6 protein-coding genes are annotated in these 18626 nt (G+C 72.7%); all 6 read left to right on the forward strand.

The window, feature by feature from the left end; translation table 11 throughout:
• Positions 1 to 214 precede the first annotated feature (214 nt).
• From ACFTWP_RS36815 to ACFTWP_RS36840, 6 genes are read left to right on the forward strand one after another with little or no spacing between them, the layout of a single operon-like run.
• Positions 215 to 7906, forward strand: a complete 7692-nt coding sequence (locus ACFTWP_RS36815; RefSeq protein WP_380269451.1) for an amino acid adenylation domain-containing protein — start codon at positions 215 to 217, stop codon at positions 7904 to 7906.
• The gene (locus tag ACFTWP_RS36820) at positions 7903 to 8970 is read left to right on the forward strand and encodes a saccharopine dehydrogenase NADP-binding domain-containing protein (protein WP_380269452.1); all 1068 of its coding nucleotides are present in this window, start codon (positions 7903 to 7905) and stop codon (positions 8968 to 8970) included. Before ACFTWP_RS36815 ends, ACFTWP_RS36820 begins: the two co-directional genes overlap by 4 nt.
• Positions 8967 to 11195, forward strand: a complete 2229-nt coding sequence (locus tag ACFTWP_RS36825) for a Gfo/Idh/MocA family oxidoreductase (RefSeq protein WP_380269453.1) — start codon at positions 8967 to 8969, stop codon at positions 11193 to 11195. Before ACFTWP_RS36820 ends, ACFTWP_RS36825 begins: the two co-directional genes overlap by 4 nt.
• Positions 11189 to 11887 carry a VOC family protein gene (locus ACFTWP_RS36830; protein WP_380269455.1) on the forward strand — a complete coding sequence of 233 codons (699 nt, stop codon included), beginning with the start codon at positions 11189 to 11191 and terminating at the stop codon, positions 11885 to 11887. The genes ACFTWP_RS36825 and ACFTWP_RS36830 overlap by 7 nt, the downstream gene beginning before the upstream one ends.
• On the forward strand, positions 11884 to 13272 hold the full coding sequence (locus ACFTWP_RS36835) for an FAD-binding oxidoreductase (RefSeq protein WP_380269456.1): 1389 nt from the start codon (positions 11884 to 11886) through the stop codon (positions 13270 to 13272). Before ACFTWP_RS36830 ends, ACFTWP_RS36835 begins: the two co-directional genes overlap by 4 nt.
• Positions 13272 to 18614, forward strand: coding sequence for an amino acid adenylation domain-containing protein (locus ACFTWP_RS36840; protein ID WP_380269457.1), 5343 nt, complete (start codon positions 13272 to 13274; stop codon positions 18612 to 18614). Before ACFTWP_RS36835 ends, ACFTWP_RS36840 begins: the two co-directional genes overlap by 1 nt.
• Positions 18615 to 18626 lie beyond the last annotated feature (12 nt).

The following is an 18626-nucleotide window of genomic DNA, read 5'->3' on the forward strand; positions in this document are numbered from 1 at the left end:
GAGACTGGTATGCCCTCTCCGGTAGAGGCTCCCTCAGCTGACTGAACGTCAGTCACGTTGTATCCCTTGGTTGATGAGCTGGACGGAGATAGGCCCGCCTCTGATTGTTGCTAATGATAATCATTGCGCATAAGGTGCTGCTTGGCCAGGGGGCGCGGCTGTACGGCGACTTCACGAAAGGGAACCCAAGGTGTCGCAGGAGCGTGGGACTGAAATGGCGGATCTGCCGGAGCTCATCGCCGAGTTGCTCGGTTTGCCGGTAGAGGGGGTCGGCGAGCGGGCTAACCTGATCGAGCTCGGCCTCGACTCCCTCGCCGTGATGCGCCTGGCGGGCACGCTGCGCCGGTCGGGGGTCGAGGTGACGTTCGCCGAGCTCGTTGCCGAGCCCACCGTCTCCGCCTGGCGGGAACTGCTCGACGGCCGCCGGGGCACCGCTCCGGCACCCGGCAAGCACGGCGTCGTCGTTGACGAGAGCGAACCGTTCGATCTGGCGCTGATGCAGCACGCGTACTGGGTCGGGCGGGGAGAAGGGCAGCGCCTCGGGGGCGTGGCAGCGCACTTTTACCACGAGTTCGACGGTGAAGGGATCACCCCGGACCGGCTGGAGTCCGCGGTGCGGCAGGTGACCGCCCGACACGGCATGCTCCGCGTCCAGGTCCTGGACGACGGCCGGCAGCGGATCGCCCCGCTGGCCCCCCGGCCCGGTCTGCTGGTGCACGACCTGCGCACGCTGCCGGTCGACGAGGCCCGACGAAGGCTGGACGCTTTGCGCTCGGAGCTCTCCCACCGATGTACGGACCTCGCGGCGGGTGAGGTCTTCGACGTTCAACTCTCTTTGCTGCCGGACGGGATACGCCCCGGCGGTACTCGGGTCCACGTCAACCTGGACATGATCGCCGCCGACGCCCTGAGCTTGCGCGTCCTGCTCGCCGACCTGGTCAGCGCGTACACCGACCCCGGCGAGCCACTGCCAACGCTGGCCTACAGCTACCCCCGCTACCTCGCTGAGCGGAGCGCCGAGCGCGCCACTCCCGCGCGGACGGCGGCGTTCGAGGCCGATCGAGACTACTGGCGCCGACAGCTCCCCGGGCTCCCCGCAGCACCGCAACTCCCCTTCGCACCGGGCCGGGTGGACGATTTCGCCGGTACCGTTCGACGTCGCCACCGCCGACTCGACGCCGAAGCCGTCCGGCGATTCGACGCACAGGCCCGCCGTCACGCGTTGACCCCGGCCATGGCGCTCGCCGCGGTCTTTGCCGAGACCCTGACCGCCTTCAGTACCGAGCCCGACTTCCTGCTCAACCTGCCGCTCTTCGACCGCGAGCCGCTCCATGAAGAAGTGGGCTTTTTGGTGGGCGACTTCACTTCATCCGTGCTGCTCGCCTGGGACGGCCGGACGCCGGGTTCCTTTGCCGAGCGGGCGGCGCGGCTGCAGGCCCGGTTCCACGTCGACGCTGCGCACTCGGGCTACTCCGGTGTGGAGGTCCTGCGTGACGCCTCCCGCCTGCACGGGGAGCGAATCCTCGCCCCGGTGGTCTACACCAGCGCGCTCGGCCTGGGCGAACTCTTCCCCGCCGAAGTGCGGGAAGTCTTCGGAGAGGCCTCCTGGATCATCTCGCAGGGCCCCCAGGTACACCTGGATGCCCAGGTAACCGAGCTGGACGGTGGGCTGCTCGTCAACTGGGACGCCCGGGAGGCCGCGTTCGCCCCCGGCGTCCTGGACGCCATGTTCGACGCCTACACGGCTCTGCTCGACCGGCTGCTGTCCGACCCGGACGCCTGGTCCGCGCCGCCACCCCCGCTGGTGCCCGCCGAACAGCTGCGGGTGCGCGAGCACGCCAACGCCACGGCCGCGCGGCGCTCAGGCGCGCGGCTGCACGACGGCTTCTTCACCCGGGCCGGACTCGCCCCCGAGGCAACGGCCCTGCTCTGGGGCACCGAGGGCTCGACCAGCTATGGGGAACTCGCCACCCGGGCCCTGCGGATTGCCGCGCACCTGCGATCCCAGGGTGTGGGTGCCGGGGAGCTGGTCGCCGTCACCCTGCCGAAGGGCCCCGACCAGATCGCTGCCGTTCTCGGCGTGCTGGCGGCCGGCGCAGCCTACCTCCCGCTGGGCGTTGACCAGCCCGCCGCCCGGCGTGAGCGCATCTGCAGCTCGGCCGGAGTGCGGTTCGTGCTGGACGAGGTCGCCGTCCCGGCCGGGGTGGAGCCGCTGGCCGCGCCGGTACCGGGCAGCGACGAGGACCTGGCGTACGTGATCTACACCTCCGGCTCGACCGGCGAGCCCAAGGGGGTCGAACTCACCCACGCCGCAGCGATGAACACCGTTGACGACCTCAACGAGCGTTTCGCCGTCGGGCCGGACGACCGCACCCTGGCCCTGTCCGCGCTGGATTTCGACCTCTCCGTCTACGACGTCTTCGGCCCGCTGTCGACGGGCGGCGCCGTGGTCTGCGTCGAGCACGGCAGCCGCCGTGAGCCCGCCATCTGGACCGAACTGATGCACCGCCACCGGGCCACGGTGGTGAACTGCGTCCCGGCGTTGCTCGACATGCTCGTGACGGCGGCGACCGGCGTCGCGGCGGAGCCGGCGCTGCGGCTGGCACTGCTGGGCGGCGACCGGATACCGCTGGACCTGCCCGGCAGGCTCGCCGGACTCGCCCCGGACTGCCGGTTCGTCGCCCTGGGCGGCACCACCGAGACGGCCATCCATTCCACGCTCTGCGAGGTCGGCGAGATCCCCGCGGAGTGGGTCGGCGTCCCGTACGGACAGCCGCTGCGCAATGTGTCCTGCCGGGTGGTCGACGGCGACGGCCGGGATCGTCCGGACTGGGTGGCCGGCGAGCTGTGGATCGGCGGCGCGGGCCTCGCCCGGGGTTACCGCGGCGACGCAGCGCGGACGGCCGACCGGTTCGTCGAGAGCGACGGCCGCCGGTGGTACCGCACCGGGGACCGCGCCCGCTACTGGCCGGACGGCACACTGGAGTTCCTCGGCCGCGCCGATCTCCAGGTCAAGGTGAAGGGCTACCGCATCGAACCGGGCGAGATCGAGGCCGGGCTGACCGCCTGCCCCGGCGTGGCCCAAGGCGTCGCCGTGGTTTGCGAGGACGGGAGCCTGGCCGCCGCGGTTGTCGTCGGGCCGGCCCCACTGGTCCCGGACCGGCCGGCACCTGCGGCCCTCGACGGCGCACACCTGCGGGCGCTCCTGGCCGAGCGGCTGCCGGCGGCGATGGTGCCCGAGCGGATCGCCGTCCTGCCGACGTTGCCGCTGACCCCGAACGGCAAGATCGACCGCACGGCCCTACGCCGCACCCTCGCCGCACGGGAGGTGCGGGGGCCCGCTCCGGTCACTCCACCGGTCGGCGCGTCCGAGCACGCGGTGGTCGCGGCCTGCTCGCAGATTCTCGGCGTGGCCGAGGTCGGCCGTGCGGACGACTTCTTCGCTCTCGGCGGCGACTCCCTGCTGGCGACACGGCTGATTGCGCGGCTGCGCGGCGAGGGGTACAGCGCGATCAGAATGGGCGAGCTGTTCGCCCACCCCGTGCTAGCCGACTTCGCTGCCCTGCTCCGGCGCGAGAGCCCCGACGGTGCAGACCATTCCACCGGTCCCGGCCGCACCCACACCGGCGACCGCCCGGCGCCCGCCGGCCCCGCGCCGTTCGCGGACCTGGAGCACCGGCACGAGCCGTTCGCCCCGACCGACGTGCAGCGCGCCTACTGGCTGGGCCGGGGCGAGGGCTTCACGCTCGGCGGGATCGGCTGCCACTTCTACCGCGAGTACGACCTCCAGGATCTCGACGTCGCGCGCCTGGAGACCGCCGTCGATCGGTTGGTCGCGCGGCACGAGATGCTACGGGCGGTCTTCGACGAGCGGGGTGATCAGAGGATCCTTCCCGAAGTCCCGAAGTTCACCATCCCGGTCGTCGACGGGGACGACGACCCCTCGGCTGCCCTCGCGGACCTCCGGGCCGCCGCCTCGCATCAGGTCTTCGAGCCTTCCCGCTGGCCGTTGTTCGCCATCCGCGCCGTGCGCACGGGCAACCGGACGAGGCTCGCCGTCGGGATGGACAACATCGTCCTCGACGCCCTCAGCATCCTCACCTTCTATCGTGAACTGGGGGCCCTATACGGCGATCCCGAGGCCGAACTCCCACCCATCGGCGTGTCGTTCCGCGACTACCTGCGGGCCGCCGGCCCCGATCCTGCCGCGCTCGCCGCCGCCCAGGAGTACTGGACCGGACTGCTCCCGGCGCTCCCTCCGGCTCCCCAACTCCCCCTGGCCACCGAGCCGGCGGCCATTCAGCAGCCGCGCTTCACCCGGCACGAGACCCAGCTGGACGCCGCCCACTGGCAGCCGATCGCCGATCGGGCCCGTGAGCACGGTCTCACCCCATCGGGCGTACTGCTCGCCGCGTTCGCCGAGGTGCTCGGCCGCTGGAGCGCCCGGCCCGACCTCACCCTCAATCTCACCCTTTTCGACCGCAAGGACCTGCACCCGGACATCGGAAACGTCCTCGGCGACTTCACCTCGCTGATGCTCGTCGCCTGCCGGCCGCAACAGGGCGACAGCTGGCTGACCCGGGCCCGGAGGATCCAGCGGGACCTGTGGCAGTCCCTGGACCACCGGGAGGTCTCGGCCGTCCAGGTCCTGCGCCAAATCGCCAGGAGCAATGACGAACCCGAGGCGACCATGCCGGTGGTGTTCACCAGCGCGCTCGGCATGGCTGGGGACGGCGGCACGGCGTCCGACGGGCTCTTCGCCGACCATGTCTGGGGCGTCTCGCAGACCCCGCAGGTCTGGCTGGACCACCAGGTCACCGAGCACCGGGGAGGAGTCCGCCTCAACTGGGACGTCGTCGAAGGCCTCTTCCCGGCAGGGGTGACCGAGGCGATGTTCACGGCCTACCGGCAGTTGCTGGATTGGCTCGGATCCGCCCCTGATTGGGACGCACCGGTGCCCGATCTGCTGCCCGGCACCCAGCGCCGGAGCCGGGAGCGGGCGAACGACACCGGCGCGACCGCGACCGGCCGCCTCATGCACCAGGACTTCTTCCGCCGTGCGGCCGAGCACCCCGACCGAGTGGCCCTGCTCTGGGGCGACGACGGCGGCCCGGCGCAGGGGGAGCCGCCACACGGCGAGCTGACGTACGGCGAACTCGCGGATCGGGCGTTGCGCCTGGCCACCGTGCTCGCCGGGCGCGGCGTTGGGCCCGGCGAAGCCGTGGCGGTCTCCCTGCCCAAGGGGCCCGACCAGGTTGTGGCCGTCCTCGGGGTGCTTGCCGCAGGCGCCCACTACGTACCGGTTGGCATCGACCAGCCGCCGGCGAGGCGCGAGCGGATCCACCGTCTCGCGGGCACCCGGTTCGCCGTCACGGACGAGACCGGACGCGCCGTCTCGACCTGGACTTCCGGCACCCGGCCCGTTCTGATCTCTGAGGCCCGGTCGGCGGCGCCGGCCGCCACCGTTGCGATGGCAGATCCGGACGAGATCGCCTACGTCATCTTCACCTCCGGCTCCACCGGCGCCCCCAAGGGCGTCGAGATCACCCACCGCGCCGCCGCCAACACCGTCGCGGACATCAACCACCGGTTCGGGATCGGCGGCACCGACCGAATACTTGCGGTGTCCGCCCTCGACTTCGACCTCTCTGTATACGACCTCTTCGGCCCGCTCTCGGCCGGCGGCGCGATCGTCCTCATCGAGGAGGACGCCCGCCGCGACGCCCGCCGCTGGCTCGAACTCGTCCGGCGGCACCGGGTGACGGTGTGGAACACCGTCCCCGCTCTGCTCGACATGCTGCTGGTCGTCGCGGAGGGCGCCAGCCCGCCCGAATCGCTGCGCCTCGCGCTGGTCTCCGGCGACTGGGTGGCGCTGGACCTGCCCGGCCGGCTGGCCGCGCTGCGGCCCGACTGCCGTTTCGTCGCTCTGGGTGGCGCGACCGAGGCCGCGATCTGGTCCAACGCCTTCGAGGTCGACCGGGTCGATCCAGCCTGGCGCTCGATCCCCTACGGGCACCCGTTGCGGGGCCAGCGCTTCCGGGTGGTCGACGGCCACGGCCGGGACTGTCCGGACTGGGTGGCCGGTGAGTTGTGGATCGGCGGTGCCGGCGTTGCCCGGGGCTACCGTGGCGCACCTGATCTGACGCAACGTCAGTTCGTCGGATCGGGACGGGACCGCTGGTACCGCACCGGTGACCTCGGTCGGTACTGGCCGGACGGCACGCTGGAGTTCCTGGGCCGCTCGGACCACCAGGTCAAGATCCGGGGCCACCGGATCGAACTCGGCGAGATCGAAGCCGCCCTGCAGTCGTTCCCTGGCGTCGGCCGGGCCGTGGCGGCGGTGGCCGGCGAGGGCGCCGGACGGCGGCTGGTGGCAATGGTGGTCCCCACCGGACAGCCCGGCGGGAAGGCCGTGGACGCTGTCGAGCCACCCGTAGGGACCATTGCGGCCCGGGCGTCGGCCGTCCAGCTCGAGGCGGACGCGGCAACGGCCTTCCTGGCGCGGCTGCTCGACTTGGACGCCCTCTCCGGCGGTGCCGGACGAAGCTTTCTCGAGCTGACCGCAGACCTCGGCCCAGTCGAGCAGCACCTGCCGGTCCTGCGGCTCTGGGTGCACCTGCTGGTGGATCAGAAGGTGCTGGCCGAGCAGGCCGGAACGTACCGGGCGGGGCCGGAACTCGCCGCCGCGCTGTTCCGGCGGCCGGCGCCGGGCGACGGCACCGGCTACCCGGGCCTGATTGGCCGAGCCCACCAGCGCCTGCTGGAGCGCCTCGGCGACTACCGGGACATCCTCGCCGGCCGCCTGGAGCCCACCGTGCTGCTTGACGACGAGGTGCTCGCCCCGGCGAGCCTGGCGGACGCCGACCCCGGTAGCGCCGAGGCACTCGCGGACATCGCCCGCGAGCTGGCGTCCATGGCCGGCTCGGCCGGCGGCCCGCTGGAAGTGGCCGAGTTGGGCGGCCGGACCGGCGCCTTCGCCGAACGGCTCCTGTCACTCCTCGGCCCCGACCAGGTGCGATACACACTGCTGGACGCCTCCCCAGCCATGCTGGCGGCCGCAGGCCGCCGACTGGCCGGCCTTCCCCACGTCACCTCCTGCCGCCTAATGGACACCAGGGTGCCCGACGACCTGCGGCACCGCTTCGACGTGGTGCTGGCGGCCAATGCGCTGCACCGCTACCCGGACGCCGCGCAGGGTCCCGCGCTAACCGGCCTGCTGGCACGGCGCGGAGGCCGGCTACTGGCCGTCGAGCGGGCCGGGCTGACGCCGATTGCGCTGCTGACGGCTGGTCTGCTCGACCGGGGCTACGCCGGCCTCGACCAGGCGCGCCGGCAGGCCGGCAGCCCGATGCTGCCCGCCCCACGCTGGGCCGAGTTGTTCGGCGCCTCGGGTCTGCACGACGTCGGGTACCGCTCGATCGGCACCTCGCTCGTGGACCTGCTCCGGGCGCGCCGCCCCGACGATGCCGTCGAGCTGAACCCGGCTGCGCTGCGCGAGCACGCGCTCGCCTGCCTGCCCGGCCACATGGTGCCCGAACGGGTGGAGGTGCTGCCGTGGCTGCCGCTGAGCGCCAACGGCAAGCTCGACCGGGCCGCCATCGCCGCGCTCGGCGCCGAGCAGGGCGCCCGCGACGCGGACGAGCCGCCGCAGGGGGAACTGGAGGCGACGGTAGCGGCGATCTGGGCCGAGCTGCTCGGCCTCACGGCAGTCGGCCGCAGGCGGAGCTTCTTCGAGCTCGGCGGGGACAGCCTGCTGGCGACCCGGTTCATCGAGCAGCTCAAGCAGCGCTTCGCGGTCGAGCTGCCGCTGCGGCGGATGTTCCAGGGGCCGAGCCTCGCCGAGGTGACCGCGGCCCTCGGCGCGGAACTCGCCGCAGCCGACGAGTCGGACGAAGGAGCACTGTGATCGGCATCATCGGCGGGTACGGCGCCGTCGGCGCCCACACTGTCCGGCTGCTCGACGGTTGGGGAGCGGGCCCGCTGCGGATCGGCGGCCGCCGGCCCGAACGGGCAGCCCTGCTGCCCGGCAGCGCCGAGGCGGTGGACATAACCGACGACGCGTCCCTCGACCGGTTCGTCCGGGACTGCGAGCTGGTCATCAACTGCGCGGGCCCGTCGCACCGGACCGCCCGGCGGGTGGTCCGTGCGGCCCTGGCGACAGGGGCGCACCACGTCGACGCCGGCGGCGCCGAGAGCCCCGGCCAGGACACCGGCGATCGCACCGTGCTGCTCCACGCCGGAGCACTGCCGGGCCTGTCCGGCCTGCTGCCGCGCTGGCTGGCCGGCCAGGGGTTCGACACCGTGCACGAGCTGACCGCCTACGCCGGCGTGCTCGACCGGTTCACCGCCGGCGCGGCGGAGGACTACCTGCACGGCATCCTCGGCGCCGCCAACGAGCCCCTGGCCGCCTGGCAGGACGGTGCCCGCCGCTCGGCGGCCCTGACCCGTCGGGCGGGGCTGCGGTTGCCGTTCCTCCCCCGTCCCGTCCTCGCCCACCCGTACCTCGACGCCGAGGGCGCCGAGCTGGCCCGTGAGCTGCGCCTGCGCCGAGGACGCTGGTACAGCCTGCTGGACGGTGAGCACCTGGGGCCGGCCCTTGACGCGGCCCGCACCCTGGAGCGGGCCGAGGCGGTGGCCCGGCTGGTCCGGGCCACCGCGCTGGACACCGTCGGGCGCACGCCCTACGTCAACCTGCTGGTCCAGCTGGACGGCTTGGCCGGCGGTCGCCCGATCGCCCGCACGGCGATCCTGCGCGGGCCGGGCATCGACCGGCTCACCGGGGCCGTCACGGCAGTCGCCGCCCTGGCCGTACTGCGCGGTGAGGTGCCCCCGGGCGTACGGACCGCAGCCTCGGCGCTCGATGCGCGGACCGCTGTGGCGCGGCTGCTGGGGGTGCCCGGGCTGTGTCGGCTGACCTTGAGCGACCTGACGATCGACGATCTCGCAAGTGAAGAGGAGGGGCTGCTATGAGCGCCCGCAGGCTCAAAGCAGTGGTGTGCGGGACGACGTTCGGCCAGTTCTACCTGGCCGCGCTCGCCGCACTGCCCGACGAATTCGAGGTGGCGGGCGTGCTCGCCCGGGGCAGCGCCCGGTCGGCCGAGTGCGCCCGGCGCTTCGGCGTGCCGCTGTACACCGACGTCGACACGCTCCCGGACGACATCGACCTCGCCTGTGTGGTGGTGCGCTCGGGCGTGCTGGGCGGCCCGGGGACGGATCTGGCGATCAGTCTGCTGGAGCGTGGGATCCACGTCGTCCAGGAACAGCCTGTGCACCACGACGATCTGGCGGCCTGCCTGCGTGTGGCGCGCCGCCACGCGGTGCGGTATCGCCTCGGCGACCTGTACGTCCGACTGCCGGCCGTGCGCCGCTTCGTCGCGGCGGCCCGGGTGCTGCTCGCCGGGCAGCCCGCCGTGCACATCGACGCGTCCTGCTCGACGCAGGTGGCCTTTCCCCTGGTGCACCTGCTGGGCGAGGCGCTGGGCGCGGTCCGCCCGTGGCGGATCAGTGCGGCTGGCCCCGGCGGCGGCCCGTTCTCGCTGCTCACCGGCGCGGTCGGCGGCGTGCCGCTGACCCTGCGGGTGCACAACGAGGTCGATCCGGCGGACCCGGACAACCACCTGCATCTGCTGCACCGCGTCACTATCGGGACGGACTCCGGCAGCCTCACCCTCACCGACACCCACGGCCCGGTCACCTGGAGCCCCCGGTTGCACATCCCCGACGCGGTCAAGAACCGCTTCGATTTCGCCGGGGAGGGCACGGCGCACCTTGCCGAGCCCGGTACCGTCCTGCTCGGCCCCGCGCAGCCGCCCAGCTACCGGCGGATACTCGGCGAACTCTGGCCGGCGGCGATCGGCGCCGACCTGCTCGCCCAGCGGGCCGCGATCCTGGACGAGCAGGGCGCGGAGCGTCCCGAACAGGCCCACTTGACGTTCTGCCGGATGTGGCAGGACGTCACCGCGGCCCTCGGCTACCCGGCACTGCGGCCCGGCCAGTCCCACCGGACCTTTCCGGTGGCCGAGTTGTCCGCAGCGGTGGCCGCTGTGGCGGACGAGACCACAGGCGGGGTCACCGGCGACGTGCTCGAGGCGGCGTCGGCGGCGGCCGAGCGTACGGTGCGCGGGATCACGGAGCAGGAGGTCCGCACCTTCGTCGAGCGGCTGGACCAGGCAGTGCCGGCCTCGATGCTGCTCGCACTCCAGGACCATCTGGGCACCGGTCGCACGGCGGGCGAGATCCTCGCCGCCGCCAGGGTCGCTCCGGCGCACCACCGGCTGATCGGCCGCTGGCTCCGACTGCTCGCCGAACGCGGGCTGATCAGGTGCGAGGCGGGCCGCTTCCACGGCGTCGAACCGGTCGAGGAGGCCGCCGTCGGCCGGGCTTGGGACCTCGCCGCCGAATCGTGGACCGGCCGACTGGGCTCGGCCGAGTTCATCGACTACCTGCGCCGCAACGCGGACCAGCTGACCGAGCTGATGACCGGCCGCCAGCACCCGGCGCTGCTCCTCTTCCCGCAGGGGCGGACCGACACCGCGCAGGCGGTCTACCGCGACACCGTCACCGCCCGCTATCTCAACGCGGCGGTCGGCGAGGCGGTGCGGCAGATCGCCGACGGCCGCGCGCTGCGCGTCCTGGAAGTCGGCGCCGGGACGGGTGCCACCACCGAAGCGGTCATCCGCAGCCTGGCCGACGGCCCGGGCAACGCTGAGGTCGACTACCTGTTCACCGACGTGTCGCAGTTCTTCCTCGCCCCCGCTCGGGACCGCTTCGCCGGCCAACCCTGGCTCCGCTACGGGGTTTTCGACATCGACCGGCCGGCGGACGAACAGGGGCTGGAGCCGGCGTCGTTCGACGTGATCATCGCGGCCGGCGTCCTCAACAACGCCGCCGACACCGACGCCACCGTCCGGGAGCTGGCGGCCCTCCTCACCCCGGGAGGCTGGCTGATGGTCACCGAACCGACGCGCGAGCACCTGGAGATCATGGCCTCGCAGGCGTTCATGATGACCACCGCCGAGGACGCCCGTCGGGATTCGGAGAGCACCTTCCTGTCGCATTCGCAATGGTTGGAGGTCCTGGCCCGAGCCGGACTTCGCACCGTGCGAACGCTGCCCGGCGAAGGTCACCCGATCGCACCGCTCGGCCAGCGGCTGTTCCTTGCCAGGGCCGCGTCGACAGGAGAAGCCCCGTGCTGAGGTGCAGCCATGTGCTCTGCAAGGTCGACGACATCGCCGCCGTCGTCCGGGACTACCGGGATCTCGGCTTCACCGTGGAGTGGGGCAGCGCGCCCGGTCGCGCGCACAACGCGCTGCTCTGGTTCGGCTCGGGTCCGTTCATCGAGTTCTTCGAACTCCCGCCGGTGTTCGGCCTGCTGCGCCACCCGTTCGGTCTCGTCCACGGCGGTCCGGCAGGTGAGCGGCTGGCCCGCTGGGCCCGGCCCGGGGAGGGCTGGCGCGACCTCGCACTGGAGACCGACGACACCGACCTGGCCCGCGCCCGCTCGGCGCTGCGGACGGCCGGACTGCCCGTCTCCAGAGTGATAAGGGGTCGCCGGACCCGACCCGACGGCGCCCGCGTCCGGTACCAGTACCTCGCGTCCCGTCCCGCCGGCCTGCCGTTCGTGGTTTCCGCCTACGACCCGCCGCAGCGCCCCGCCAGGGTCGTGCATGCCAACGGCGCGCGCGCCGTCGCCCGTGTCCGGATGGGGGTCGCACCGGCCGACCGCGCCCGGTACGCGGCGCTGGTCGGCGAGGACCGCTGGCTGTCGGCGGTGCCGGCGGCCACCACCGGCGTCCTCGACGTCGAACTGGAAGGGCTCAGCGGTCCGTTGGATCCGAGAAAGCTGCACGGTGCGCTGCTCGCCGCCGCGCGGGAGGAGCGCGGGTGAGCACCGGAACAGCACAGTTGCGGGCAGGATTCCGCGGCGAGATCCTGACGCCGGGCGAGCCTGGCTACGACCTCGCGCGCCGGGTGCGCAACGCCCGGATCGATCGGCGCCCCGCGCTGATCGCCCGCTGCACCTGCGTCGACGACGTGATCGCCGCGCTGGCCTACGCCCGAGCCGCCGCACTGCCGGTAGCGGTGCGTGGCGGCGGGGCGAACGTGGCCGGCTGGGGCACCTGCGACGGCGGCGTGCTGCTCGACCTCGGCGGGATGAAGAACATCGAGGTCGACCCGCAGGCCCGCACGGCGATCGCCGAACCAGGCCTGACCTGGGGCGAGTTCGACGTCGCCACCCAGCGGCACAGCCTGGCGCTGCCCGGTGCCCGCAACACCGGGGTCGGTGTCGCCGGCCACACCCTCGGCGGGGGAGTGGGCGACCTGTCCCGGCAGTTCGGCCTCACCAGCGACAACGTGACCTTCTTCGACCTGGTCACCGCCGGCGGGGCCCGGGTGCGGGCGGACCGGCACCGCAATCCCGAGCTGTTCTGGGGCCTGCGCGGCGGCGGGGGCAACTTCGGCGTGGTCACCCGGTTCGGATTCCGGCTGCATCCGGTCACCGGCGTGGTGGCCGGCCCGCTGGTCCACCCGGCCGGGCAGGTGCCGGCCGCGCTGCGGACGGCCCGGGACTGGCTGGCGACCGCGCCCGACGAGGCCTCGTTGATCGCCATCGTGTGGACCGCCCCACCACTCCCGTGGATCCCCGAGCATCTGCACTTCGAACGCGGCGCGGTGCTGATCCCGACCTGGTTCGGCGACCCGGCCCTGGCCGGTGAAATCCTCGCCCCGCTGCGCGGGGGCCCGGCGAAGCCCGCCATGGACGCGGTGGTGCCGATGTCCTACCTGGCCTACCAGCAACTCCTGCAGTCACCGCCGAACTTCACCGACCAGCATGTCTACAACCGGGGCGAGCTGCTGGCCGACCTCTCGGACGAGACCATCGACTCGCTGGTCGCCCGCTGGCAGGCGGCCGGCCCGAACTTCTCGGTGGTGCTGGGCGCGCTGGGCGGGGCGATCGCGCGCGCTCCGGCCGGACCGACCGCCTACACCCACCGTGACGCCCGCTGGTTCGCCGAGATCTGCGCCCAGTGGTACGGCGCGGCGGACAACCCCGTGCATGTCGAACCGGCCATCCGGGGCTGGCGTTCGCTGCAGCACGTCAGCAGGGGTCCCTACCTGAACCTGCTGCCGGATCCGGAGCCCGAGTGGACCAGGGCGGCGTACGGGAGCGAGGCCTACGAGCGGCTGGCCCGCCTCAAGCAGACCTGGGACCCGGACAACGTCTTCCGCTTCAACGCCAACATTCCACCCCGTACCGAGGAGAGCAACTGATGGACAGTCGAGCGAGCACGATCGAGCTGGTAGAGGAACTGCGCAGCGCAGGAGTCCAGTTGTGGGAAGACGCCGGGCAGCTGCGCTACCGGGCGCCGAAGGGCGTACTGACCGGGCAGCAGCTGGAACGACTGCGGGCCGCGAAGGAGCCAATTCTGGCGCAGCTGCTCGCGGAACGGGAGCAGACCGTCGTGGTGCCGGACGAGGGTGCCCGGCACGAGCCGTTCCCGCTGACCGATGTCCAGTCCGCCTACCTGCTGGGCCGGGGCGAGGTCTTCGGCCACGGCGGGGTGGCGTGTCACGTCTACCTGGAGGTCAACTACCCGGATCTCGACCCGCAGCGGGTCGAGGAGGCCTGGAACCGGCTGGTCGAACGCCATGACATGCTCCGCGCGGTGGTCGAGGCGGACGGCTACCAGCGCGTGCTGCCCACCGTCCCGCACCTGTCCGTTCCTACCGTCGACCTGCGTGGCACGGGGGCGGCGGAGGTGCAGCACACCCTGGACACGGCCCGCGAGGAGCTCGGGCACCGCGTCTACGAGACCACCCGCTGGCCGCTGTTCGACCTGCGAGCCACCCGCACGGACGACCGCGCCGTACTGCACCTGTCGATGGACTTCCTGATCGCCGACTGGGCGAGCATCTGGCTGCTGCTGGGCGAGTTCGAGGCGTTGCACGCCGATCCGCTGCGTGAACTGCCGCCACTGGAGGTTCAGTTCCGTGACTACCTGCTCGCCGAACGGCAGCTGCGGGAGAGCGACCGGCACCGGCAGGACCGCGACTACTGGTGGGAGCGGCTCGACGGGCTGCCCGCTGCCCCCGACCTGCCGGTACGGGACGGGCAGCAGCGGGCCCACTTCCGGCGGCGCTTCCTGAAGCTGGACACGCCGGCCTGGGAGCAGCTCAGGCAGCGTGCGCGGCAGCGTGGGCTCACGCCGTCCTCCGTCGTGCTTGCCGCCTACGCTGCCACGATCGAACGCTGGAGCCGGACACCGAAGTTCAGCCTGAACCTGACCGTGCTGAACCGGCTGCCGCTGCACGGTCAGGTGGACCAGGTGGTAGGCGACTTCACCTCCGTCAACCTGCTCGCCGTCGACTGGACCGCGGGCAGCTCCTTCACCGAGCGGGCCGCCGCGCTAGGCGGCCGGCTCTTCGAGGACCTGGACCACCGGCTCTGCTCGGGGGTCGAGGTGATGCGCGAACTCGCCCGCCGCCGGGGCCGCGAGGCCGCCCTGATGCCGATCGTCTTCACCAGCGCCATCGGTCTCGGCGGCGCCGGGACCATCGGCAAGCTGGACGGCTTCGGCATCACCCAGACCCCCCAGGTGTTCATCGACTGCCAGGCGATGGACGACGCCGACGGCCTCCAGGTCAACTGGGACATCCGCGACGGCGTGTTCCCGGACGGTCTGGCCGACGACATGTTCGACGCCTTCGAGCAGTTGCTGCGCTCGCTGGCTGCGGCCGACACCGACTGGGAGGGCGACCGGGCGCTGCCGCTGCCGCACTGGCAGACCGAGGAGCGCCGCCGGGCGAACGACACCGCCGCGCCGCTGCCCGACGGCCTGCTGCACCACGCGTTCTTCGCCCAGGCGGCGCGCACGCCCGAGCTGCCCGCCGTGATCGGTTCGCACGGGGTGGTCGGCTACGGCGAGCTCGCCGGCCGCGCGGGCGCGGTGGCCGAGGCGCTGCGAACCGCCGGCTGCGTACCCGGGGAGCACGTCGCGATCGTCATGGACAAGGGCGTCGAACAGGTCACTGCGATGCTCGGCGTGCTGCTGGCAGGCGGGGTCTGCCTGCCCGTGGACACCGTCCAGCCCCCGCTGCGGCGGGCGGCGATCCTGGCGGACGCCGAGGTACGGCACGTCCTCACCCAGTCCTGGGTGGACGCGCGGTGGCCGGTCGGCACGGTCGTCACGGCGGTGGACGAGCTGGCGCCGGCGCACGTCGGCCGGGCTGGCGGCGGCGACCCGGACGCCCCGGCGTACGTCATCCACACCTCGGGTTCCACTGGCCGGCCGAAGGGCGTGGTGGTCAGCCACCGGGCCGCGGCCAACACCGTGACCGACATCAACCAGCGCTTCGGCGTGGCCGCCGGGGACCGCGTGCTGGGCCTGGCCGACCTCGGGTTCGACCTCTCGGTCTACGACATCTTCGGCCCGCTCGGCGTCGGCGGCGCTCTGGTCCTGCCCGACCCGCGGCGGCGGTCCGACCCCTCGCACTGGGCGGAGCTGATCGCGAGCCACGGCGTCACGCTGTGGAACTCCGTCCCCGCCCTGATGCAGATGCTCTCGAGCTACCTTGCCTCGGAGCCCGGGCGCGAACTGCCCACCCTGCGTCTCGCGCTGCTCTCCGGCGACTGGATCCCGCTGACCCTTCCGGACGAGATCACCGAGCGGCTTCCCGGTCTGCAGGTGGTCGGTCTCGGCGGCGCCACCGAGGCCGCGATCTGGTCCGTCCACCACGTCTACGCCGGCCTGCGGCCGGATTGGCGCAGCATCCCGTACGGCCGGCCGCTGGCCAACCAGGGCTTCCGGCTGCTCGACGAGCAACTGCGCGACCGGCCGGTCCACGCGGTCGGCGAACTGTACATCTCGGGTGACGGCCTGGCCCTCGGCTACCTCGGCGACCCGGAGACGACCGCGCAACGGTTCGTCCGGCACCCGATTGACGGGCAACGGCTCTACCGCACGGGCGACTTCGGTCGCTACCTGCCTGGCGGAGAGATCGAGTTCCTCGGCCGCGAGGACACCCAGGTGAAGATCCGCGGTCACCGCATCGAGCTGGGCGAGATCGAGGCGGCCCTGCTGGAGCACCCCGCCGTCGCCGCGGCGGGCGCCGTCCTCGACGGCGCGCACGCCGATCGCGGCCTGCTCGCTGTCGTCGAGCCGGTCCGGGTGACGTCGCCCGCTGCCGATCCGCCGGTGGCGAAGGTAAGTAGCGTGGCCGACGCGGTGGCCTTCGGCTTCGACCACGACCGGGTCGCGGACGGCGTCGAACGGCTGGACACCGCAGTGCTCACCTCGATGGCGCGTGCCCTGGGCCAGGCCGGGGACATCGCGCCGCAGTACGACTGGCTGGTGCGTCGCTGGCAGGCGCTGCTGGCGAAGGCCGGCCCCCTCGATCCCGAAGGCGCCGAACAGTGCTGGGAGCAGGCCGAGTCGGCGTGGAGCGATGAGCCGGGCCACGGTGAGTTCCTGGCCTACCTGCGCCGCAACGCCGACCTGCTCCCCGAGTTGCTGAGCGGAGCCCAGGACCCTGTGGCGCTGCTCTTCCCCGAGGGACGCTTCGACACCGCCCACGCGCTCTACCGCGAGAACACCATGGCCCGCTACCTCAACAGCGCCGTCGGCGCACTGTTCGGGCACATCCGCACCCTGCACCCGGCCGGCCGGCCGCTGCGGGTGCTGGAGGCCGGAGCGGGTACCGGCGGCACCACGGAAGGGGTGCTGGAAGCGCTGGCCGGAGCGGACAGCGAGTACCTCTTCACGGACGTCTCGGCGTTCTTCCTGCCCGGGGCGAAGTCGCGGTTCGGCGACCGGCCGGGTGTCAGGTTCGGCGTGTTCGACGTGGACTGCGACCACCGTGCCCAGGGCCTGGCGCCGAACTCCTTCGACGTGGTGCTGGCCGCCGGCGTGCTGGAGAACGCCCGCGACATCGAGGCCGCGCTCGCCCGGCTGGCCGATCTGGTGGCACCGGGGGGCTGGCTGGTGCTCACCGAGCCGACCCGCGAGCACCCGTGGATCCTGGCCTCGCAGGGCTTCATGATGACGGAGCCGGCGGACCGTCGCAGCGGCGGCCCGTCGTACCACGACCGCGAGGGCTGGCTTGAGCTGCTCGCCGGGGTCGGCGCCGCCGATGTGCTCTGCCTGCCGGAGGAGGGGCACAGCCTTGCCCCGCGGGGCATCCACCTGTTCGCGGCCCGGCTGAAGACCGACCGTGCGCAGCTCAGCGAGGAGGAGCTCCGGCGGCACCTGGCCGCCCGGCTGCCCGCCCACATGATCCCCTCGCACCTGCAGGTCGTCGAGACCCTGCCGTTGACGGCGAACGGCAAGGTCGACCGTCGCACGCTCCAGGGCTGGCGCCCGGTGGCTGCCATCACCGAACGTGCCGCCGGCGGCGACGGGCCCGCCGACGCGCTGGAGAGCGTCCTCGCGCAGCTCTGGTCGGCCGCCCTCGCGGTAGGCCGGATCGGCCGCACGGACAGTTTCTACGACCTGGGAGCGGACTCCCTGATCATGGCGCGGATGGCCGGACGCCTGCGCGAGGAGGTGCCTGAGGCCGCCGAGGTCCCGTTCGACGCCCTGCTGCGGCAGATGCTGAACGAGCCCGATCTGGCCGCCCTCGCCCGCTTCCTGCGCAGCCGGTCCACTTCCGAACTGTCCGGCAGGCAAGAGGAGTCGGGCAACGCCGTGCTGGTGCCGCTGGGCGTCGGCGGTGACGGGCCGGTGCGGGTGCTGTTCCACGCGGGTCTCGGCACCATGGACTGTTACCGGCCGCTCGCTGCGAAGCTGGCCTCGCAGGGCCTCGGCCCCGTCCTCGGCATCGTCATCGACGACACCGAGCACTACTGCGCGCTCGACCCGGCCACGGTGATCGAGCAGGCGGCAGACGACTACACCGAGCGGCTGCTCGCCGAGGGCCACACCCGGTTCCAGCTGGTCGGCTACTGCCTGGGCGGTCTCTACGCCACGGAGGTGGCCAGGCGACTGGCCGAGCGCGGGGCGCAGGTCGAGGACCTGGTCCTGGTGAGCAGCCACCCGGTGGTCGTCGACGTCGAGGACGACCTGATGATCGAGACGCTGTTCGTGCCCAACCTGCACGTGGCGCTCGAACAGACCGGCTTCGGCGATGTCCGGGCGGCTTCGGCGGTGCGGGCGTTCATGCAGGTGATCGAACGCAATGGTGGCAGTGTCCCGGACGGCTCACTGGTCGGGGTCGGCGGAGACCCGGAACTGGACGCTGTCGCCGCCTACTTCCGCAAGCTGAGCGCGCACAGCCGGGAGGAGCGGTTCGTCCGGTACGCGCAGGCGGCGACCGCGCTCACCGGGCACGAGCTGCTGCCGGAGATGGTCGCCGGCATGTTCCGGGTCTTCCGGCAGAGCTTCCTCTCCGCCCGCTTCACCCCCGAGCCGTACGCGGGCGACATTCGCTTCCTACGCCCGCGCGGCGCCTCCGGCTTCGCGCCCGGCATGGACAGCACGACGCTCGCCTTCTGGCGCGAGGTCTGCGTCGGCGAGTTCGACGTGACCGACATCGAGGGCAATCACTTCAGCTGCATCGAGGAGCAGAACGCCGGCCAGGTCGCCGACCTGATCGCCGCGCCGCTCTGGGCACGCTGAGCACCACAGGAG

The organism is Kitasatospora sp. NPDC057015 (assembly GCF_042673745.1).
GTDB lineage: Bacteria > Actinomycetota > Actinomycetes > Streptomycetales > Streptomycetaceae > Kitasatospora.